Annotated in this window: 20 protein-coding genes; 11 read left to right on the forward strand and 9 right to left on the reverse strand. The window is 63.7% G+C overall.

The features are described 5' to 3' along the window. Positions 1-3: 3 nt before the first annotated feature. Both ACEN9P_RS18215 and ACEN9P_RS18220 read right to left on the reverse strand, forming a co-directional pair. The gene (locus tag ACEN9P_RS18215; RefSeq protein ID WP_495620060.1) at positions 4-513 is read right to left on the reverse strand and encodes a TRAP transporter small permease; all 510 of its coding nucleotides are present in this window, start codon (positions 511-513) and stop codon (positions 4-6) included. 2 nt (positions 514-515) lie between these two features. Then, a complete protein-coding gene (locus ACEN9P_RS18220) occupies positions 516-1,499 on the reverse strand; it encodes a TRAP transporter substrate-binding protein (RefSeq protein ID WP_495620061.1) in 984 nt (327 codons plus the stop codon). A 121-nt stretch (positions 1,500-1,620) separates the two neighbouring features. On the opposite strand from ACEN9P_RS18220, the gene ACEN9P_RS18225 reads away from it, so the two are divergent. The 11 genes from ACEN9P_RS18225 (at position 1,621) to ACEN9P_RS18275 (ending at position 14,301) form a co-directional block, all read left to right on the forward strand. Beyond that, the gene (locus ACEN9P_RS18225) at positions 1,621-2,571 is read left to right on the forward strand and encodes a LysR family transcriptional regulator (RefSeq protein WP_495620062.1); all 951 of its coding nucleotides are present in this window, start codon (positions 1,621-1,623) and stop codon (positions 2,569-2,571) included. 121 nt (positions 2,572-2,692) lie between these two features. Continuing rightward, positions 2,693-3,958: an ABC transporter substrate-binding protein gene (locus ACEN9P_RS18230; protein ID WP_477660746.1), complete on the forward strand. Its 1,266-nt coding sequence runs from the start codon at positions 2,693-2,695 to the stop codon at positions 3,956-3,958. 36 nt (positions 3,959-3,994) lie between these two features. Next, complete coding sequence (locus tag ACEN9P_RS18235) at positions 3,995-4,861, forward strand: branched-chain amino acid ABC transporter permease (RefSeq protein ID WP_074575578.1); 867 nt, start codon at positions 3,995-3,997, stop codon at positions 4,859-4,861. A 71-nt stretch (positions 4,862-4,932) separates the two neighbouring features. Continuing rightward, entirely contained in the window at positions 4,933-5,949 is a 1,017-nt protein-coding gene (locus tag ACEN9P_RS18240; RefSeq protein ID WP_495620063.1) for a branched-chain amino acid ABC transporter permease, read from the forward strand. Then, a complete protein-coding gene (locus ACEN9P_RS18245) occupies positions 5,946-6,656 on the forward strand; it encodes an ABC transporter ATP-binding protein (RefSeq protein ID WP_477660748.1) in 711 nt (236 codons plus the stop codon). The genes ACEN9P_RS18240 and ACEN9P_RS18245 overlap by 4 nt, the downstream gene beginning before the upstream one ends. A gap of 2 nt (positions 6,657-6,658) precedes the next feature. Then, positions 6,659-7,363, forward strand: a complete 705-nt coding sequence (locus ACEN9P_RS18250) for an ABC transporter ATP-binding protein (RefSeq protein WP_495620064.1) — start codon at positions 6,659-6,661, stop codon at positions 7,361-7,363. A gap of 47 nt (positions 7,364-7,410) precedes the next feature. Then, the gene (locus ACEN9P_RS18255) at positions 7,411-8,178 is read left to right on the forward strand and encodes a putative hydro-lyase (protein WP_074575575.1); all 768 of its coding nucleotides are present in this window, start codon (positions 7,411-7,413) and stop codon (positions 8,176-8,178) included. Positions 8,179-8,228: 50 nt separating this feature from the next. Then, positions 8,229-9,191 carry a TRAP transporter substrate-binding protein gene (locus ACEN9P_RS18260; protein WP_495620065.1) on the forward strand — a complete coding sequence of 321 codons (963 nt, stop codon included), beginning with the start codon at positions 8,229-8,231 and terminating at the stop codon, positions 9,189-9,191. Positions 9,192-9,219: 28 nt separating this feature from the next. Next, positions 9,220-9,849, forward strand: a complete 630-nt coding sequence (locus ACEN9P_RS18265) for a nuclear transport factor 2 family protein (protein WP_495620066.1) — start codon at positions 9,220-9,222, stop codon at positions 9,847-9,849. Between the two features lie 18 nt (positions 9,850-9,867). Next, positions 9,868-13,500 carry a hydantoinase B/oxoprolinase family protein gene (locus ACEN9P_RS18270; protein WP_495620067.1) on the forward strand — a complete coding sequence of 1,211 codons (3,633 nt, stop codon included), beginning with the start codon at positions 9,868-9,870 and terminating at the stop codon, positions 13,498-13,500. 255 nt (positions 13,501-13,755) lie between these two features. Further along, a complete protein-coding gene (locus ACEN9P_RS18275) occupies positions 13,756-14,301 on the forward strand; it encodes a DinB family protein (protein WP_477660752.1) in 546 nt (181 codons plus the stop codon). Between the two features lie 61 nt (positions 14,302-14,362). On the opposite strand, the gene ACEN9P_RS18280 is transcribed toward ACEN9P_RS18275, so the two are convergent. The 7 genes from ACEN9P_RS18280 to rpsA form a co-directional block, all read right to left on the reverse strand. Then, positions 14,363-15,040 (reverse strand): ComEA family DNA-binding protein, encoded by a 678-nt coding sequence (locus ACEN9P_RS18280; protein ID WP_495620068.1) that lies wholly within the window; start codon positions 15,038-15,040, stop codon positions 14,363-14,365. 153 nt (positions 15,041-15,193) lie between these two features. Continuing rightward, a complete protein-coding gene (gene rfaD / locus ACEN9P_RS18285; protein ID WP_495620069.1) occupies positions 15,194-16,201 on the reverse strand; it encodes an ADP-glyceromanno-heptose 6-epimerase in 1,008 nt (335 codons plus the stop codon). A 118-nt stretch (positions 16,202-16,319) separates the two neighbouring features. Further along, on the reverse strand, positions 16,320-17,264 hold the full coding sequence (gene rfaE1, locus ACEN9P_RS18290) for a D-glycero-beta-D-manno-heptose-7-phosphate kinase (protein ID WP_495620070.1): 945 nt from the start codon (positions 17,262-17,264) through the stop codon (positions 16,320-16,322). Positions 17,265-17,400: 136 nt separating this feature from the next. Then, positions 17,401-18,546, reverse strand: coding sequence for a lipopolysaccharide assembly protein LapB (gene lapB / locus ACEN9P_RS18295; RefSeq protein ID WP_477713073.1), 1,146 nt, complete (start codon positions 18,544-18,546; stop codon positions 17,401-17,403). Further along, positions 18,536-18,820 carry a LapA family protein gene (locus tag ACEN9P_RS18300; protein WP_477660756.1) on the reverse strand — a complete coding sequence of 95 codons (285 nt, stop codon included), beginning with the start codon at positions 18,818-18,820 and terminating at the stop codon, positions 18,536-18,538. Before ACEN9P_RS18300 ends, lapB begins: the two co-directional genes overlap by 11 nt. A 62-nt stretch (positions 18,821-18,882) precedes the next feature. Continuing rightward, a complete protein-coding gene (locus ACEN9P_RS18305) occupies positions 18,883-19,197 on the reverse strand; it encodes an integration host factor subunit beta (RefSeq protein ID WP_007869491.1) in 315 nt (104 codons plus the stop codon). Between the two features lie 67 nt (positions 19,198-19,264). Further along, a complete protein-coding gene (gene rpsA, locus ACEN9P_RS18310) occupies positions 19,265-20,950 on the reverse strand; it encodes a 30S ribosomal protein S1 (RefSeq protein WP_007869489.1) in 1,686 nt (561 codons plus the stop codon). Positions 20,951-21,044: the final 94 nt, after the last annotated feature.

The following is a 21,044-nucleotide window of genomic DNA, read 5'->3' on the forward strand; positions in this document are numbered from 1 at the left end:
TATTTATTCGTGATGCAGCGCTTCGTCGCTGCCGGCCTGCGTGCGCCGGCCCCTGATCTCCAGCACCAGCTCGTCGATGAACGCGATCATCAGGATGGCCGCACCCACGCCCATGGTGATCTGTGGAATCCATAGCGGCGTGGCGTCGTTCCCGGTGGAGATGTCGTGGTAGGCGTAGGAGTTGACCGACAGCATGACGCTGTACCAGGCGAACAGCATGGAAAGCGCCGTGGCCACGGCCAGGGCCCAGATTTCCAGTGCGCGCCGGGCGCTGCCGTGCAGGCCATTGAGAATCAGCGTGACGCGGATGTGCTCACCCTTCTTGAGGGTGTGGGCCAGCGCCAGAAACCCGCTGGCCGCCATGCAGTAGCCGGCATACATGTCGGTGCCGCGCAGCGACCATGCGAACTGGCGGTCCAGCACCCCGGCCAGCACCGACACCAGCGTGCCGACCATGAACAGGGCGCCCAGCCACGCCGCGCCGTCATACAGCGCATCGAGCATGCGGCGCATGGTTACTTCTTCGCCGCGTTGGATTTGTCGAAGGCGGACAGCAGGGCTTCACCCTCTTGGCCGGCGCGTTTGAGCCAGTCGGCCTTCATGATGCCGCCCACCTGGCGCAGGTCGGCCACCAGCTTGGGCGATGGGGCCATGATTTTCATGCCTTTTTCGGCCAGGGCCTTTTTATAGAACTCGTTTTTTTCCTCGCTGATTTTCCAGCCGCGGGTCTCGGCGTCCGCGGCGGCTTTCAGCACGGCGGCCTGGGTGGGCGCGTCCAGCGCATCGAAAGACTTCTTGTTGACGATCACGGCGTTCTTGGGCAGCCAGGCCTGCACGTCATACCAGTACTTGATGCTCTCGTAGGTTTTGGTGTCGTAGCCGGTGGAGCCGGAGCTCATGTAGCTGTTGACGACGCCGGTTGCCATGGCCTGGCTCAGTTCCGCGGCCTGGACGGTCACGGGTTGCGCGCCGACCAGTTCGGCGATCTTGCTGGTGGCCGGGCTGTAGGCGCGCCACTTGAGGCCTTTCATGTCGGCGACGGCCGTGATTTCCTTGTTGACGTAAATGCCCTGTGGGGGCCAGGCCACGGTATAGAGCAGTTTCATGCCTTGCCCGCCCAGCAGTTTTTCAAGCGCTGGCTTTTGCGCTTCGGCCAGTTTGTGGGCCGAGGCATAGCTGGAGGCCACGAAGGGCAGGCCGTCGGCGCCGTAAATCGGGTTCTCGTTTTCGAAGTTGACCAGCAGGACTTCGCCGATCTGGGCCTGGCCGCCTTGCACCGCGCGCTTGATCTCATTGGCCTTGAACAGCGAGGCATTGGCGTGCACCGTGATCTTGAGCTTGCCGCCGCTGGCCTTGTCCACGTCGGCCGCGAATTGCGTCAGGTTCTCCGTGTGGAAATTGCTGGCCGGGTAGGCGGCGGGGAGGTCCCACTTGGTCTGGGCAAAGGCATTGGTGCCCAGCGCGAGGGCGGCGGCCGCCACGGTGATCTTGAAATTCATGAGAGGCTCCAGGACAAGGAATTGATAAGTAGTAATAGGATAGACGCAAATCCCGCGCCAGTTCATCGGGCATACCCCGAAATACTGCGCCCACCTGTTTACGCGACCCTGGGGCCCCGCCATGAACCTGCGTTTTGTTGAAGCCTTTTATTGGGTGGCCTCGCTCAAAAGCATCTCGCGCGCCGCCGACAAGCTCTACCTCACGCAGTCGGCCATGTCCAGCCGCATCGCCACGCTGGAAGAGGAGCTCGGCATCCTACTGCTGGACCGGCGCGACAAGCAGTTCAAGCTCACGGTGGCCGGCGCGCGCTTTTTTGTCTACGCCCAAAAGCTGCTGGAGCTGCAGCGCGAGGTCAAGCAGGAGATGGGATCGGGCGCGCCCATGGCGGTTTCCATGCGCATAGGCGCGATCGAGTCGGTGCTGCATTCCTGGCTGATTCCCTGGCTCGAAAAACTGCGGGTGGACCATCCGGGGCTGGAGCTGGAGCTCACGGTGGAAACCACCCCCATCCTGATGGACCAGGTGCAGCGCGGCACGCTGGACCTGGTGTTCGCGGCGCTGCCCGCCTCGGCCGACGGCGTGCGCAACCAGGCCTTGCCGCCCATGGACATGGCGTTTGTGGGCAATCCGGCACTGCATAAAAAAAGAAATTACCGGCTCGATGAGCTGGCCGAAATGGAATTGCTGACCTTCCAGAAAGGCTCGCAGCCGCATGTCACCCTGCTGGACCTCTTCAAGCAGAACCGGATGGAGCCCAAAAAGGTGCACGCGATTTCATCGATCTCGGCCATGGTCCAGCTGGTGCAGGGCGGCTTCGGCGTGGCCTTGCTGCCGCGCGCGGCGGTGCAGCGGCTGACGGGCTTTGCCAGCCTCAAATTGCTGACCTGCGACAAGAAGCTCAAGGCTTTGCCCATCCATGCCAGCTACCGCACCGACCCGACCTCGTCCATCGTGGAAACGGTGGTCCGGTCGGCCGTGGAGTTCGCCGGGGAAGGCGGGGGCGGCACCAAAACGGCCCGCAACCCGGCCGCCAAAACGCTGAAAACCGCCAAAAAAGGTGCATCAGGGTAAATCCTAGTCATCGAAAAAATCGATGACGAAAGCAAAATATTTCTTGTTTGATTTCGTCATTTGCTAATCGCACACTTCGCCCCATGTCATCCAACTGTCATGTTTTTACGAGGAGTGCGAAATGAAGAAGTCATGGTGGGCCCGAGTGGCCGCGGTACTGGCCGGCGCTGGTTTGAGCCTGTGCGCGCATGCGCAGCAAGAGGTCAGGATAGGCGTGCTGTATCCGCTGACCGGTCCCGCCGCCTCGGTGGGCGCCGAACTGCGCAGCGCGCTGGAGCTCGCCGCCGACATCATCAACAACGGCGCACCCGGCGTGTCCGAACTGCCGCTGTCCGCCGGCAAGGGCCTGCCCAACCTCAAGGGCGCGAAGATCAAGCTGGTCTTCGCCGACCACCAGGCCAACCCGCAAACCGGCGCGACCGAAGCCGAACGCCTGATCACGCAGGAAAAAGTGGTGGCACTGGTTGGCGCCTACAACAGCGCCGTCACCGCCACGGCCAGCCAGATCGCCGAGCGTGCCGGCATCCCCTTTTTGAATCCGGAGTCGTCCTCGGCCTCGCTCACGCAGCGCAATTTCAAGTGGTTCTTCCGCACCACGCCGCACGACGACCTGTTTGTGCACAACGCCTTTGATTTCCTCAAGGAGCTCGAGGCCAAAAAAGGCATCAAGGCTGGCGTGGTGGCCAGCCTCAACGAGAACGGCCTGTGGGGCACGGAAACCACCAAGCTGCAAAGCAAGCTTGCGCCCGAGTTCAAGCAGAACCTGGCCAAGCAGGTGATGTACCCGGCCAAGACCACGCAGCTGACCTCCGAAGTGCAGACCCTCAAGGCGGCCAATCCCAACCTGGTGCTGCAGTCGTCCTATACGGCCGATGCCATCCTGTCGATCAAGACTTACAAGGAACTGGGTTTCTCGCCGGACATGATCCTGGCGAACAACGCGGGCTTTACCGACACGGACTTCATCAAGACCCTGGGCAAGGACGCCGACTACATCATCACGCGTGAAGTCTGGGCGCTGGACCTGGCCAACCGCAACCCGCTGATCAAGCAGGTCAACGACCTGTTCAACAGCCGCTACAAGATCAACTTCACCGGTAACTCCTCGCGCACCTTCACCGGCCTGATGGTGATGGCCGACGCCATCAACCGCGCGGGCTCGACCGAGCCCGAGGCCATCCGCAAGGCGCTGGCCGCGACCGACATGCCCGGCAGCAAACTCATCATGCCGTGGAAGGGCGTGAAGTTCGATGCCACCGGCCAGAACACCCTGGGCCAGGGCATCCTGGTGCAGATCATGGGCGGCAAGTACAACACGGTCTGGCCTTTCGACATGGCCTCGCGTGAGGTGACCTGGCCCATGCCCAAGTGGGACCAGCGCAAATAAGCCGCCGGCCTTGACTCACCTGCCTAAGAGACAACCATGACCACGGAAATATTGCTTCAGACGCTGGCCTCCGGCGTGCTGATCGGGCTGATTTACGCGCTGGTGGCTATCGGCCTGACCATGATTTTCGGCGTCATGGACATCGTGAATTTCGCGCACGGCGAGTTCCTCATGCTCGGCATGTACTCGGCCTTCTGGCTGTTCGCCCTGTATGCGCTGGACCCCATGATCACCCTGCCGCTGACGGTCCTCATGCTGTTCGGCTTCGGTGTGCTGCTGTACAAGCTGGTGATCGTGCGCATCATCAACGCGCCCATGCTGTCGCAGATCTTCACGACCTTCGGCATCATGATCTTGCTGCGCGGCGTGGCCCAGTTCCTCTGGAAGCCGGACTTCCGCTCCATCGAGAACTCCGCCGTCAGCGGCACCGTCAAGCTGCTGGGCATACAGCTGGGCAAGCCGCAGCTGGTGGCCGGCGTGGGAGCCATTGTGGTGACCGGCCTGATTTACTTCTTCCTGAACAAGACCCGGCTGGGCGCGGCGCTGGAAGCCACCGCCTCGGACAAGGAAGCCGCACGCCTCATGGGCATTGATTCGCACAAGATGTTCTCGCTGGCCTGGGGCATAGGCGCGGCCTGCGCCGGTGCGGCCGGGGTGCTGCTGTCGACCTTTTTCCCGATCTTTCCGGACGTGGGCGCGAGCTTCATCCTGCTGGCCTTTGTGGTGGTCAACCTGGGCGGCTTCGGCAGCGTCTCGGGCGCCTTCTGGGCCGGCATCCTGGTCGGCGTGATCGAGGTCATGGGCGGCCTGCTGCTCGGGCCGCAGTACAAGACCGCCATCGTGCTGGTACTGTTCCTGGGCGTATTGATGTTCCGGCCCCAGGGCCTGATGGGTAAGGCATGAGCGCCGCGCCGGGCCGTCCCCAAGCAAGCTCGCACCGCAGTGCGGAGCACGAAGGTATTCGAATGCATACCATGAAACAGACTATTTTTGCCGTCGCCGCCTTGGTGTTTGCCCTGGCCGTTCCCGCCTTCACGGATGCCTCGCACCTGAACATGGCCATCCTGATCCTCATGGCAGCCCAGGTGGGCGTGGCCTGGAACATCGTGGGCGGTTATGCCGGCCAGGTGTCCTTGGGCCACGCGGCCTTCTACGGCCTGGGCGCCTATGCCTCGACGCTGCTGCTGGTCAAGTTCGGCGTCAACCCCTGGATAGGCGTGCTGGCCGGCGGCCTGCTGGCGGCCTTGCTGAGCCTGGGCTTTGGCTGGTCGTGCTTCCGGCTCAAGGGCCACTACTTCGCGATGGCCACCATCGCGGTGGCCGAGCTGGTGCAGATCTTCTTCACCGAGTGGGACTACGGCGGCGCGGCGGTGGGCCTTTATGTGCCCATGGACCGCCAGGGCTGGCTGTGGCTGAACTTTGCCACCAAGCTGCCTTACTACTGGCTGGCGCTGGGCCTGCTGCTCATCACGCTGGGCGTGAACTGGTGGATAGAGCGCAGCTACCTGGGCTACTACTTCAGGGCCATCAAGGACGAACCCGATGCGGCCCGCAGCATAGGCGTGAACATCGCGCGCTACAAGCAGGTCGCGCTGTCGGTCAGCGCCTTCCTGACCGCGGTCGGCGGCAGCCTGTACGCCCAGAAGGAGCTTTACATCGACCCGAACTCGGTGCTGTCGACGGCGCTTTCCATCAAGATGGCGCTGGTGTCCATCCTCGGCGGCGTGGGTACCCTGTTCGGGCCTGTCGTAGGCGCCGTGGTGCTGACCAGCATCGAGGAGCTCACCCGCATCGCCTTCGGCGGCACGGGCCGCGGCACCGACGTCATCATTTATGCGAGCCTCATCATCGTGATCGCGGTCTTTTACCCCACGGGCCTGCTCGGCTGGCTGCGCAGCTTCCGGGAGCGCCGGCTGGCGCGCGGCCACGCATCGCGGCAGATGGCGCTGCCCGCCGCCGCCGTGCAGAACGCCGGCAAGGAGGCCGTATGAAGTTGCTGGAAGTCAAGCAGGTCAGCAAACGCTTCGGCGGGCTGGTCGCCAACCAGGATGTTTCCTTCGGTGTGGACACCGGGCAGGTGGTGGGCCTGATAGGCCCCAACGGCGCCGGCAAGACCACCATGTTCAATTGTGTCGCGGGTTATTTCGCACCCACCTCGGGCAGCATCCTGCTGGGCGGTCGCGATATCGCCGGCCTGCCGCCCGAGGCCTGCGCCCGCGCCGGTGTGGCGCGGACCTTCCAGATCGCGCGCACCTTCACCAGCATGACGGCCTGCGAGAACGTGATGACGGCGGCCATGCTGCTGCAGCACAACGTCGCGAAAGCGCGCAAGGCGGCCATGGACTGGCTGGCGTTTGCCGGGCTTGAACGCTTTGCCGACAGGCCCGCCGCCAGCATGACCATCAGCGAGCAGAGGCGCCTGGCTGTGGCGCGCGCGCTGGCCACGCAGCCGCGCATCCTGCTGATGGACGAAGTGATGGCGGGCCTCAACCCGTCGGAAGTGCGCGAAGCGGTCGACGTGGTCCTGAAGATCCGGGACAAGGGCATCGCCTGCCTGATCGTCGAGCATGTGCTCGAAGGCATCATGCCCATCGCCGACAAGATCGTCGTGCTGGACCGCGGCGTGAAGATCGCCGAAGGCACGCCGCAGCAGGTGTCCAACGACGCCGCCGTGATCACCGCCTACCTGGGGGACTGAAGATGCTCGAAATCAAGAACCTCAAGGTTTGCTACGACGAGGTGCTGGCCGTCTCCGACGTCAGCCTGCAGGTCGAACCCGGAAAGATCGTGGCGCTGGTGGGCGGCAACGGCAACGGCAAGTCCACCACCTTGCGTGCCGTGGCGGGCCTCAATGCCGCCGCGGCCGGCAGCATCAGCTTCAACGGTGAGTCGGTTCACCGCATGCCGGCGCACAAGCGTGTTCCGCTGGGCCTGTCGCTGGTGCCGGAAGGCCGGCGCCTGTTTCCCCGGCTCACGGTGCTGCGCAACCTGGAGCTGGGCGCCTTCACGCGCATGGACCGGCACGAGGTGGCCCGGGGCATTGAAGAGATGCTGCAGCTGTTTCCCATCCTCAAGGAACGCGCCACGCAGCTGGCCGGCACCATGAGCGGCGGTGAGCAGCAGATGCTGGCCATTGCCCGCGGGCTGATGGCCCGGCCCAAGCTGCTGATGCTGGACGAGCCCTCCTGGGGTATCGCCCCCAAGTTCGTGACCAAGGTGCTGGAGGTGATCCAGCAGGTCAATGCCACCGGTGTGTCGATCTTGCTGGTGGAGCAGAACCTGCAAAAAGCCCTGAACATCGCGCACTACGGTTATGTCATCCAGACCGGCCGCATCGTGATGCAGGGCAAGGGGCATGAGCTGCTCAATGACGACCGGATCAAAAAAGCCTACCTGGGCCTTTGAGAGCAAGTCCCCAGCACCATTTTTTACCCATCCGTTTTTCCAACACCATGAACAAGATTTTTGATCGCCCCGCCGACCTTCGCATGGCCAGCCGCTGCGGCGAGTTTTCCCTGCCCACCGCTGGGCACGCCAACGGCCACATCCAGGCCAACCTCATGATCGTGCCGCAGGCGCAGGCCTTTGATTTCCTGCTGTTTTGCCAGCGCAACCCCAAACCCTGCCCGCTGGTGGAGGTGCTCCAGCCGGGCGCCACCGAACCTTTGTGCGCGCCGGGGGCCGACATCACGACCGACATTCCGGGCTACCGCGTCTACCGCGACGGTGAGTTTGTCGAGGAGCGCGGCGAGATCCGCTCGATCTGGAAGGACGACTACGTGGCCTTCCTGATCGGCTGCAGTTTTTCCTTCGAGGCCGCGGTCACGCAGGCCGGCATTCCGCTCAGGCATGTCGAGCAGGGCCGCAATGTCTCGATGTTCCGTACCAGTCTCCAGTGCCAGCCCGCCGGCGTGTTCAGCGGCGAAATGGTGGTCACCATGCGGCCCATCAAGAGCCGGGACGTCGCGAAAGTGGTGGAGATTTCTGGCCGGTTTGACGTGGCGCACGGTGCGCCCGTTCACATCGGCAATCCGGAGGCGATAGGCATTACCGACCTGTCGCGCCCGGACTACGGCGATGCGGTCGACATCAAGGACGATGAAGTCCCGGTGTTCTGGGGTTGCGGCGTCACGCCGCAATGGGTAGCCCAGAAAAGCCGTTTGTCGATGTGCATCACCCATGCGCCGGGCAAGATGTTTGTGACCGACCTGAAAGGGTGAGTTCCATGCACCCTGCGCCGGGCTGATCCTCAACTCCCAAGGAGTTCCTCATGAAAGCAATTCTGATAGCCACGCTGGTCGCGGCGGGGGCAGCGCACGCCCAGACAAGCTGGAAGCTGGCCACCGGCTACCGGGTGGAGTCCTTCCACACGCAAAACATCCTGCAGTTCGGCCGCGATGTGGACACGGCCACGCGCGGGGAGCTGCTGATACAGGTGTACCCCAACAACACGCTGGCCAAGCTGGCCGACATCAGCGCGGCCGTGCAGCAAGGAAAGGCCGAGGCCGGCGAGACCATCATGACCAGCATGGTCAAGGAGATGCCGCTGGCCGGCGCGGACTCCATTCCTTTTGTCGTCACCTCGTACAAGGACGCGCAACGCCTCTGGAAGCTGCAGCGCCCCGGCCTTGAAAAGCATTTCTCCGAGCGCGGCCTGAAGCTTCTTTATGCCGTGCCCTGGCCGCCGCAAGGCCTGCATTCGAACAAGCCGGTGCGGGGGCCGTCGGACTTTCGCGGCACCCAGATGCGGACCTACAACCAGACTACCCTGCGCATCGCCGAGATGCTGGGCGCCAAGCCGGTGGATGTGGCCATGGTCGACGTGGGCAAGGCATTGGCCGAGGGCCGCATGGACAACATGATCACGTCGGCGCTGACCGGCGTGGAGAACAAGGTGTGGGGGCCGATCAAGTACTACTACGAGATCAACGCCTGGTTCCCGAAAAATGCGGTGTTTGTGAGCAACAAGGCATTTGAGGCGCTCAAGCCCGAGGCGCGCGCCGCCGTGCTCAAGGCGGCCGCCGAGGCGGAAGTGCGCGGCTGGCAGGCCAGCCAGGCACTGGCCGCCAGCGCCACCGAGGAGCTGCGCGCCAACGGCGTGAAGATAGAGCGGATTTCGCCCGAGCTGGACCAGGAGATCAAGCGCATGGGCGAGAAGTTCTCGCGCGAGTGGATACGCTCCGTGGGCAATGAGGCGAACGACATTTTTGTGCCTTACTACATGCCGCAATGAGGCGGGCGAAAACAGGACGCCACATCGTATGAAAACACCTTCCGCAGCCGTCACAGCCTACCTTCACGCCAAGGACGGCAACCGCCCCCATCTGCTGGCGCAGGCATTCACGGACGATGCCCTGCTGGAGATGGTTGTCCATACCGCGGCGATTTCATTTCCGCCGGTATGCCAGGGGCGAGATGCCATCGCCGAGGTGCTGGTGCGCCGGTTCGGCCAGTCTTACGAGAATGTCTACACTTTTTGCCTGTCCTCGCCGCCTGAGGGCGATGCCGAGGTGTTTGTCTGCGATTGGCTGGTCGCCATGACCGAAAAGGACAGCCGTGCCGTGCGTGTCGGATGCGGCCGCTACGATTGGTGCTTTTCACCGCCTTCATACTTGGCGGAAAGCCTTTCGATCACCATAGAGACCATGCAGACATTGCCGGCTTCGCAGGCGGAGAAGGTCATGGATTGGGCGGCCGGCCTACCCTATCCCTGGTGCCCGGCGGCGGTTGCCCTGCCAGGTGCGCCGGACATTCAGCAGCTGGCACCGGTACTTGGGTACATTGGCAGGGAGCGTATGGCTGGTTTTGGCCGGGCGGCCCCAGCCCGCAGTGCCAGGCCGGGCCTGGCCTGGCGACACACAGACCCTGAAGATCATCAAAAAACACGTTAACTCTGAAATCAAAAAATCATGCAAGACACCACATCCAAACCGGGCGGCGACCGTTGGCAATTCTGGATAGACCGCGGCGGAACTTTCACCGACATCGTGGCGAAAAAGCCCGACGGTTCACTGGTGACGCACAAGCTGCTGTCTGAAAACCCCGAGCAGTACCGCGATGCGGCCGTGGCCGGCATACGCCACCTGCTGGGCCTGAAGGCCGGCGAGCCGATTCGCGCCGACGTGGTCGACTGCGTGAAGATGGGAACGACGGTGGCCACCAATGCGCTGCTGGAGCGCAAGGGCGAACCCACGCTGCTGGTCACCACGCGAGGTTTTCGCGACGCGCTGCGCATCGCCTACCAGAACCGCCCGCGCCTGTTCGACCGCCACATCGTGCTGCCAGAGCTGCTGTACAGCGCCGTGGTCGAGGCCCAGGAGCGCGTGGGCGCGCAGGGCGAGGTGCTGCAGGCGCTGGACGAGGCGCTGCTGAAAAAAGAACTGCTGGCCCACTACCAGAAGGGCTTGCGCAGCCTGGCCATTGTGTTCATGCACGGCTACCGCTTTACCGAGCATGAAAAAGCCGCCAAGCGCATCGCGGCCGAAATCGGTTTCACGCAGATCAGCACCTCGCATGAAACCAGCCCGATGATGAAGTTCGTGAGCCGCGGCGACACCACCGTGGTCGACGCCTACCTCTCGCCCATATTGCGCCGCTATGTGGAGCAGGTCGCCAGCGAGATGCCGGGCGTGCGGCTGTTTTTCATGCAGTCCTCGGGCGGCCTGACCGATGCCCATGTGTTCCAGGGCAAGGACGCCATCCTGAGCGGCCCGGCCGGCGGTATTGTGGGCATGGCCCGCACGGCGGCGATTGCCGGCCATGCCAAGGTCATAGGTTTTGATATGGGCGGCACCTCCACCGACGTCTCGCATTACGCCGGGGAGTTCGAGCGCGAGTTCGAGACCCAGGTGGCCGGCGTGCGCATGCGCGCGCCGATGATGAGCATCCACACGGTGGCGGCCGGCGGCGGCTCCATCCTCAAGTTCGATGGCGAGCGTTTTCGCGTGGGTCCGCAGAGCGCGGGTGCCAACCCCGGCCCGGCCAGCTACCGGCGCGGCGGGCGCCTGGCGGTGACGGATGCCAATGTGATGGTCGGCAAGGTCCAGCCGCGCTACTTTCCCAAGGTGTTCGGCCCGAATGCCGACGAGCCGCTGAGTTACGAGGCTGTCGAGGTCCAGTTCAACGAGCTGGCCGGCCAGACCGGCCGCAGCGCAGAGGTGGTGGCGGAAGGTTTTATCAACATCGCGGTGCAGCAGATGGCCAATGCCATCAAGAAAATCTCGGTGGCGCGCGGCTACGACGTGACGCGCTACACCCTGCAATGCTTTGGCGGTGCGGGCGGCCAGCATGCCTGCCTGGTGGCCGATGCGCTGGGCATGACCAAGGTGTTTGTGCATCCACTGGCCGGCGTGCTGAGCGCTTACGGCATGGGCCTGGCCGACCAGAACGTGATCCGCGAGCAGGCGGTGGAGCTCAAGCTATCCGAGGCCGCGCTGCCCGAGATTTCCGGCAAGCTTGAGGAGCTCGCCGCCCATGCCGAGGCCGAGCTGCAGCGCCAGCAGGTCAGCATGGGGGGCATCAGCACGCACAGGCGCGTGCATGTGCGTTATGAGGGCAGCGATTCCGCGCTGATAGTTCCTTTCGGCACGCTGGACCAGATCGAGGCCGGTTTTGAGGCTGCCTACCGCCAGCGCTTCGCCTTTTTGATGCAGGGCAAGGGCCTGGTGGTGGAGGCGGTGTCGGTGGAAGCCGTGGTCGCCGGCGACGCGCCGGCCGAGCCGCGCCACGCCACGCACGAGCCGCGCGAAGTGCCGCGCCGTGAAACCGTGCGCATGTATTCGGGCGGCCAGTGGCATGATGCGGCCCTGGTGGTGCGCGAGGATTTGCGGCCGGGCGACATCATCTCGGGCCCGGCCATCATTGCCGAGAAGAACGCGACCACGGTGGTCGAACCCGGCTGGGAAGCGGCGCTCACGGCGCTGGACCACCTGGTGCTGGACCGCCGCGCCGAACGCGCCGTGACCTTCGCGGCCGGCACCACGGTGGACCCGGTGCTGCTGGAGGTGTTCAACAACCTCTTCATGAACATCGCGGAGCAGATGGGCCTGCAGCTGCAGAACACCGCCTACTCGGTCAACATCAAGGAGCGCCTGGACTTCAGCTGCGCGCTGTTCGACACCGAAGGCAACCTGATCGCCAACGCGCCGCACATGCCGGTGCACCTGGGCTCCATGGGCGAAAGCATCAAGACGGTGATCCGCGAAAACGCCGGCAGCATGCAGCCGGGCGACGTCTATGTGCTGAACGACCCCTACCACGGCGGAACGCATTTGCCCGACATCACGGTGATCACGCCGGTCTACCTGGGCAGCGCCGCGCAGCCGACGTTTTATGTAGGCTCGCGCGGACACCATGCGGATATTGGCGGCACGACGCCAGGCTCCATGCCGCCTTTCTCGACGCTGATCGAGGAGGAGGGCGTGCAGATCAACAACGTCAAGCTGGTGGAGCGAGGCGTGCTGCGCGAAGCAGAGATGATCGCGCTGCTCAAAAGCGGCAAATACCCCAGCCGCAACCCGCAGCAGAACATGGCCGACCTCAAGGCGCAGATCGCTGCCAACGAAAAAGGCGTGCAGGAACTGCGCAAGATGGTCGACAGCTTCAGCCTGGAGGTGGTGCTGGCCTATATGCGCCACGTGCAGGACAACGCCGAGGAGTCGGTGCGCCGCGTGATCACGCGCCTCAAAGACGGCGAGTTCACGCTGCCGCTGGACAACGGCGCGCAGATCAAGGTGGCGATCCGCGTCGACGCCAAGGGCCGTAGCGCCGAGATCGACTTCACCGGTACCTCGCCGCAGCAGACCAACAACTTCAACGCGCCGACGGCGGTGTGCATGGCGGCGGTACTGTATGTGTTCCGCACGCTGGTGGACGACGACATCCCGCTGAACGCGGGCTGCCTCAAGCCGCTCAAGGTCATCATCCCGGCGGGCTCCATGCTCAACCCGAATCCGCCGGCCTCGGTGGTGGCGGGCAATGTGGAGACCTCCACCTGCATCACCAATGCGCTGTACGGCGCGCTGGGCGTGATGGCGGCCGGCCAGTGCACCATGAACAACTTCACCTTCGGCAATGCGCGCCACCAGTATTACGAAACCATTTCGGGCGGCTCGGGCGCGGGCGGCAAGCTCGACGAGGCGGGCAAGCTGGTGTCGGGCTTTGACGGCACCAGCGTGGTCCAGACGCACATGACCAATTCGCGGCTGACCGATCCCGAAGTGCTGGAGTTCCGCTTCCCGGTGCGGCTGGAGAGTTATGAAATCCGCGAAAACTCCGGCGGCGCGGGCCGCTGGCGCGGTGGCAACGGGGGTGTGCGCCGCGTGCGCTTTCTGGAGGCCATGACGGCCAGCATTCTGTCCAACGGCCGCAAGCACGGTGCCTTTGGCATGGCCGGCGGCGAGCCTGGCCAGGTCGGGCGCAACCTCGTGGTGCGGGCCCAGGGTCAGGTCGAGGCGCTGGACCATATCGGCCAGGCCGACATGCAGCCGGGTGACGTGTTTGAAATCCATACGCCGGGCGGCGGGGGATTCGGCAAGCTGTAGACCACCCCCGTCCGGGTGGAATTGGCTCACCCCCGTCCAGGCTCACTTCGTGTAGCCTGTTCCCCCCTTGCAGGGGGCGGCGCCTGCGGCCCGGCAAAGCCGGTTCCGCGGCCCCTGCTGGTGAAGTGAACGATCCCCGCCGGGGCTCACTGCGGGCAATCTGTTCCCCCTCAAGAGGGCGGAGCGGGCGGCAGATGCAAAATACGGTGAGCCTGGTGACGACGCACCGGCAATCCCTTTTCTGGAGCGTTTTCCATGACCCGCGAGTTCTGCGACAACTATCGTTTTCTGGCCCGCTACAACCGCTGGATCAACGAGCGGCTCTACGCGGCCTGCGAGGCCTTGACGGACGAGGCGCGCAAGCAGGAGCGCAGTGCTTTTTTCGGGTCGATACACCGCACGCTGGGCCACCTGGTGCTGGCCGACCAGGTCTGGCTCAGGCGCTTTGCGCAATGTGGGGCGGACAACGGGATTGCCTTCGCCTCGCTGGGCCCGGATGTGCTGGACATGCCCGAGACCTATACCCTGGACATGGTGCTGTTTGAAGGCTGGGCGGAACTGAAGGCCAAACGCGCACAGCTGGACGCGGCCATCGAGCAGTGGGTGGCCGACATGCCGGACAACTATCCGCAGCTCACCATGCGCTACGGCAACTCAAAAGGTGTGCGGCGTGAGCATGCGGCCTGGATGGCGATCACGCATTTTTTCAACCACCAGACGCACCATCGGGGCCAGGCCAGTACGCTGGTCACGCAGGCGGGTGGCACGGTGGGAGTGACGGACCTGATCGCACTGGTGTGAGCACCCCGGAGGCATAAAAAAACCCGCCATGGGCGGGTTTTTTGGGTGAAGGGGCGTGCCCTTATTTCTTGGCGGCGCTGGCAGCGCTGGCGGCTGGCTTGGCGGTGTCGGCCTTGGCGTCTTTCTTCTCGTCCTTGGCGGCAGGCTTGGCGTCCTTGGCCTTCTTGGCATCAGCCTTGGCGGCTTTTTCAGCGTCGGCCTTGGCTTTGGCTTCGTCAGCCTTCTTTTTCTTCTCTTCAGCCTTGGCCTTCTTGTCGGCTTCTTTCTTGGCCTTGGCTTCGTCAGCCTTGGCTTTGGCCTCGGCCTTGGGGTCTTTCTTCTCCGCGGCCGCTGCGGGGGCCGGTGCGGCGGCTACCGGCGCGGCCGGCTTGGCTTCGGCTTTTTTCTCTTCGGCCTTGGCGGCAGGCTTTTCATCCTTCTTCGCGGCGGCTGCGGGTTTTTCGTCTTTCTTGGCGGCAGGGGTCGCGGCTGCGCCCTTGAAGCTGGCGCCGCCCACCGTCAGGCCTTCGGCGGAAAACTTGGCGGCATTGCCTTCGCCCACGCCTTTGACGCGTTCGATGAAGTCGTTCCAGTCCTTGAAGCTGCCTTTCTTGCGCTCGTCGATGATCTTGCCCGAGATGCCGGGGCCTATGCCCTTGATGCCGTCGAGCTCGGCCGCGGTGGCCTTGTTGACATCAACGGCGGCAAACGAAACGGCCATGTACATGGCGGCGACGAAGGCCAGTATTTTTTTGAACATAAGGAATCTCCTCAAAGATTGGATTGAAGTGAAGGCACGTGATCCATCCTTGTGAAGAAGGATGTCTTCTTCATAACGGCCCGTCCAGGGCCGCGTTGACTACCGGCCCCGGCTTTGGGGCCAGGAAAACCCTAGTGAGCGGCCGGCGCGGACTCAGCCCGCGGCGGCGCTCAAGGCTTGCATGTAAGCGGCCACACCTGTCTGCACGTCGGCAAAGGCATGGGTGCAGCCGGCCGCGCGCAGCGCGCGCGGGTCGGCCTGGGTGTAGCTCTGGTATTTGCCGACCAGCGCGGGCGGAAAGGCGATGTACTCGATCAGGCCGCCGCGCACGGCTTCTTCCAGGCTCAGGGCCGCGGCGTTCTGGCTTTTGCGCAAGGTGTTGACGACGGCCAGGGCCACGTCGTTGAAAGGCTGCGCGCGGCCGGTGCCGAGGTTGAAGATGCCGGACTTGCCGGGATTGTCGAAGAACCAGAGGTTCACGGCCACCACATCGTCGATGAAGATGAAGTCGCGCATCTGGCCGCCGGCGCCGTAGCCGCCGTACTCGCCAAAGAGCTTGACCTTGCCCTCGGCCTGGAACTGGTTGAACTGGTGGAAGGCGACGCTGGCCATGCGGCCCTTGTGCTGCTCGCGCGGGCCGTAGACGTTGAAGTAACGAAAGCCTGCGACCTGGGTGGAGGCGTTTTCAAAGTGGGCGCCGAGTTCGCGCCGCATGCGCTGGTCGAACAGCAGCTTGGAGTAGCCGTAGACATTGAGCGGGCGCTCGAACTCGGGCGACTCGGTGAAGGTGTCGGAGCCGCCGTAGATCGCGGCCGAGGATGCGTAGAGCAGCCGCGTGCCCTGGTCCTGGCAGGCGTGGAACAGTTCGCAGGACAGCGTGTAGTTGTTGTCCATCATGTACTTGCCGTCGGCTTCCATGGTGTCGCTGCAGGCGCCTTCGTGGAACACGGCCTCGACCCGGCCGTAGGCGCCTTCGGCGAACAGCTCGTAGAAGTCGTCGGCGTCGACATAGTCGGCGATCTTCAGGTCGGCCAGGTTGCGGAATTTGTCGCCATGGGTCAGGTCGTCGACGGCGATGATGTCATCTATGCCGCGGGCGTTGAGGCCCTTGATGATGTTGCTGCCGATAAAACCCGCAGCACCGGTCACAACTATTTTCACGATTCGCTCCTGCGGGTTTCTGAGAAGGCTAACTTGCCTTGGCAAGTTATGCCGGAACTAAAACCGGCGGCGCCTGTGACTACGATTTTCATGATGGATCCTTGAGGTGAGCGCAAGCTCACTGCGCGGCGAACAGCTCGCCGTAGTTGACGGTGGCGGTGCCGAACTTGCCGACCACGATGCCGCCCGCGCGGTTGGCGATCGGTACGGCGTCGCGCAGGCGCATGCCGGTGGCGGTCATGGCCGCCAGCGTGGCGATCACGGTGTCGCCGGCGCCGGTGACGTCGAACACTTCGCGCGCCACGGCCGGGACGTTGAGTTCTCCTTCGGCATCGAACAGCGTCATGCCTTCTTCGCTGCGCGTGAGCAGCAGGGCTTCCAGGTTGAGCGCTTCGCGCAGGTTATGGGCCTTGGTACGCAGGTCGGCTTCGCTGCTCCAGGCGCCTATGACGTGCTCAAGCTCGGCGCGGTTGGGGGTGATGACGCTGGCGTTTTTGTAGCGCGTGTAGTCCGAGCCCTTGGGATCGACCAGCACCACCTTGCCGGCGGCGCGGGCCTGGGCGATCATCAGCACGATGTGCGCGAGGCCGCCCTTGCCGTAGTCGGAGAACAGCACCGCGTCGTGCTCGGTGTGCAGTTTTTCAAAGGTGGCGGACTGCGAGGCCAGCACCTCGTTTTCAGGCGTGTTTTCGAAGTCCAGGCGTATGAGCTGCTGCTGGCGGCCGATCACGCGCAGCTTGACGGTGGTCTTGAGCTGGGCATCGCGGCCGAAATAGGGCGTGATGCCGGTCTTGGCGACCAGCGCCTCGAGCTGGTGGCTGGCCTCGTCGTCGCCCACCACGCTCAGCAGCGAAGCCTGCGCACCCAGCGTGACGATGTTGTAGGCCACGTTGGCCGCGGCGCCTATGCGCTCCTCGGTGCGCGTGACGCGCACCACGGGCACCGGCGCCTCGGGCGAGATGCGGTCCACCGCACCGTACCAGTAGCGGTCCAGCATGGCGTCGCCCACCACGAGGACGCGGGCCTTGGCGATCTGTTGAGGGGAGAGGGAGGGTGTTGTCATGTTTGCTTGTTCTAAACCGGTTCAGCGCTAGTGTCCAGGCTTTCTCTTTTCCAGCGGACACCGCGGAACCGGCTTTGCCGGGCCGCAAGTGTCGCCCCCTGCAAGGGGGAGGGAGGCGAAGCCTTCACGGGGGTGTTCAAAGTTCTTCAATACGGCGCGTCGGGTAGCTGTCCCAGGCCTGGCAGCCGGGGCAGTGCCAGAAGTGCTGGGTGGCCTCAAAGCCGCAGGCCGCGCAGCGGTAGCGCATCAGGGGTTTGGTGGCCTGGTCGAGCGCGCGCTGGACCAGCGTGTGGTGCTGCTCGTCCTGCAGCTTTTCACCGGCGATCCACTTGCCGGCCGCAACCAGCGAGGCCTGGCGCTCCAGGTGTTTCACATACCACTGCCGCGCCGAGGCCGGGTCTTTTTCGAGCTTGACGATGGCCTCGATCACGTCGATGGACGGCATGTTGGCATAGCTGGCCTTGAGCAGCTCCAGCGCCATGGCCTCCTGGCCGCCGGCCTGCGCGATATTGGCCAGCAGGCCGGCGGCCAGCGGCAGGCCTTGCGGGGCGGTTTTTTCGAGCTTGAGCAGGGTTTGCAGGGCGTCCTGCGGGCGGCCCAGCTGGTTTTGCAGCTTGGCCAGGTCTATCAGGGGGCGGGCCAGGGCTGGCGCCATGGCGATGGCTTCCTGCAGGGCGCCCAGGGCCCGGGTGGTGTCGCCGGCGGCCACGCAGGCGCCGGCTTGCTCGCACAGGTAGTGCGCCTGGCGGGCGCTGAAGCTTCCGTGGCTGGAGCTGCCGAGCCGGGCGGCGATTTCAGTGGCATTGGCCCAGTCGCGCGAGCGTTCGTAAATCGACAGCAGGGCCAGCCGCGCCTCTTCTTCAAAGGGTGTGCCTTCGAGCTTGCGCAGGGCGGCCTCGGCGCGGTCCAGCAGGCCGGCCTTGAGAAAGTCGAGCGCCAGGGCGTGCTGGGCGCGGTCGCGCTCGGGCTGCGTGAGGTCGCCGCGCGACATCAGGTGTTCGTGCACGCGCACGGCGCGCTCGTACTCGCCGCGGCGGCGAAACAGGTTGCCCAGCGCGAAGTGAAGTTCGGAGGTGTCCGGGTCGCTTTGCACCGCCTCGATGAAGGCGTCTATGGCCTGGTCCTGCTGCTCGTTGAGCAGGAAGTTCAGGCCCTTGAAATAGGCCTTGGGCGCCTGGCGGTTTTCGATGCGCAGCTGCCGCAAGTCCAGCCGTGAGGCCAGCCAGCCCAGCGTGAAGGCGATCGGAAACCCGAGCAGGACCCAGGTGAAGTCAAATTCCATGGTGCATCGTGGACGGGTCTTCGCTGACGGTGTGGGGGCCGAGGGTCGTGTAGGCGTACTTGGCCGAACGGCGCTTTTTCCACCAGCGCGGCATCATGACAAAAATGCCGAGCGCCAGTCCGCAGGCGAAGGTCGCCAGCACGACCAGCACCAGGGGCGCTTGCCACATGGTGCCAAAAAAGAAATACACCGCAACCGTTTGCTGGTTATTCAGTGCAAAAGCGAAGAGCGTAAAAAAAATGGCTGCTTTAAGCAGCCACATGAGGTATTTCATTGGGTAATCCCCCGGGTGGTCTGGCGATTGTAGCCAGCCCACCGAGGGACACCAGCAAGACCTTACTTGGGTTCCGTGACCGCCAGCAATTCCTGGGTGCGGGCATCGACGGCTTCGCGCAATGCCTTCCCGGGCTTGAAATGCGGCACCCGCTTTTCAGGGATGGCCACGCTTTCGCCGGAACGCGGGTTGCGCCCCATGCGGGGCGGGCGCCGGTTGATGGAGAAACTGCCGAAACCCCTGATTTCAATGCGATGGCCGCGCACCAGCGCGTCGCTCATGGCGTCAAGAATCGTCTTGACGGCATATTCGGCGTCGCGGTGCGTCAGCTGGCTGAATCGGGCCGCCAGTTCTTCGACGAGGTCGCTTCGGGTCATGGATCAAGTAGCTGCACAGCGATGCGACCCGCCCCTGGGGGGCGTATCGCACCGCCGCGCGGTTGCCTTACTTTTCGTTGTTGTCCAACTTGGCGCGCAGCAGGGCGCCCAGGCTGGTCGTACCGGCGTTTTCGCGGGAAGACTGCTGGCTCAGGTTGGCCATGGCTTCCTGCTGGTCGGCGTTGTCCTTGGCCTTGACCGACAGCTGGATGTTGCGGGTCTTGCGATCCACGTTCACCACGACTGCGGAGACTTCGTCGCCTTCTTTCAGTACGTTGCGAGCGTCTTCGACGCGGTCGCGGCTGATTTCGCTGGCGCGCAGGTAGCCGATGATGTCTTCGCCCAGGTCGATTTCAGCGCCCTTGGCGTCAACGGTCTTGACCTTGCCGGTCACGATCGCACCCTTGTCGTTGATCGACACGAAGGTGGTGAAAGGATCGGAGTCGAGCTGCTTGATGCCCAGGGAGATGCGCTCGCGGTCGACGTCGACGGCCAGCACGATGGCTTCCACTTCCTGGCCCTTTTTGTAGTTGCGAACAGCGGCTTCGCCGGGTTCGTTCCACGAGAGGTCGGACAGGTGCACCAGGCCGTCGATGCCGGCAGCCAGGCCCACGAAGACGCCGAAGTCGGTGATCGACTTGATCGGGCCCTTGACGCGGTCGCCGCGCTTGGTTTCCTGCGCGAATTCCTGCCATGGGTTGGCCTTGCACTGCTTCATGCCCAGGCTGATGCGGCGCTTGTCTTCGTCGATCTCGAGGACCATGACTTCGACTTCGTCGCCCAGGGCCACGAGCTTGCTCGGGGCCACGTTCTTGTTGGTCCAGTCCATTTCGGACACGTGGACCAGGCCTTCGATGCCGGGTTCGAGTTCCACAAACGCGCCGTAGTCGGCGATGTTGGTGATCTTGCCGAACAGGCGGGTGCCTTGCGGGTAGCGGCGGTTCACGCCCATCCATGGGTCGTCGCCCATCTGCTTCAGGCCCAGCGAAACACGGTTCTTTTCGGTGTCGAACTTCAGGATCTTGGCAACGATCTCTTGACCGGCCGTCACCACTTCGCTTGGGTGACGCACGCGGCGCCATGCCATGTCGGTGATATGCAGCAGGCCGTCGATGCCGCCCAGGTCAACGAAGGCACCGTATTCGGTGATGTTCTTGACGACGCCCTTGACGGCAGTGCCTTCCTTGAGGGTTTCCATCAGCTTGGCGCGCTCTTCGCCCATGCTGGCTTCGACCACGGCGCGGCGGCTCAGCACCACGTTGTTGCGCTTGCGGTCCAGCTTGATGACCTTGAATTCCATGGTCTTGTTCTCGTAGGGAGACAAGTCCTTGATGGGGCGGGTGTCGATGAGCGAGCCGGGCAGGAAGGCGCGGATGCCGTTGACGAGGACGGTGAGGCCGCCCTTGACCTTGCCGCTGGTCTGGCCGGTGACGAATTCGCCGGATTCCAGGGCTTTTTCCAGGCTCATCCACGAAGCCAGGCGCTTGGCCTTGTCGCGGGACAGCAGGGTGTCGCCATAGCCGTTTTCGACGGAGTCGATGGCCACGGAGACGAAATCGCCGACCTGGACTTCGAGCTCGCCCTGGTCGTTCTTGAATTCTTCGAGGGGGACATAAGCCTCGGATTTGAGTCCGGCATTCACAACGACGTGGTTGTGGTCGATACGAACGACTTCGGCGGTGATGACTTCACCGGTACGCATTTCAGAGCGTTGCAGCGATTCGTTAAATAGGTCGGCAAAAGATTCAGACATGATTTTCCTAGTCCACACAACAGGGTTCCAATAGCGGAATTGCTATTGTTTTTATAGCTGCTTGCGGCGGTGTTTTTGCGGCCAGACGTCTGGT

The sequence above is a fragment of the Polaromonas sp. Polasp52 genome (assembly GCF_059491565.1).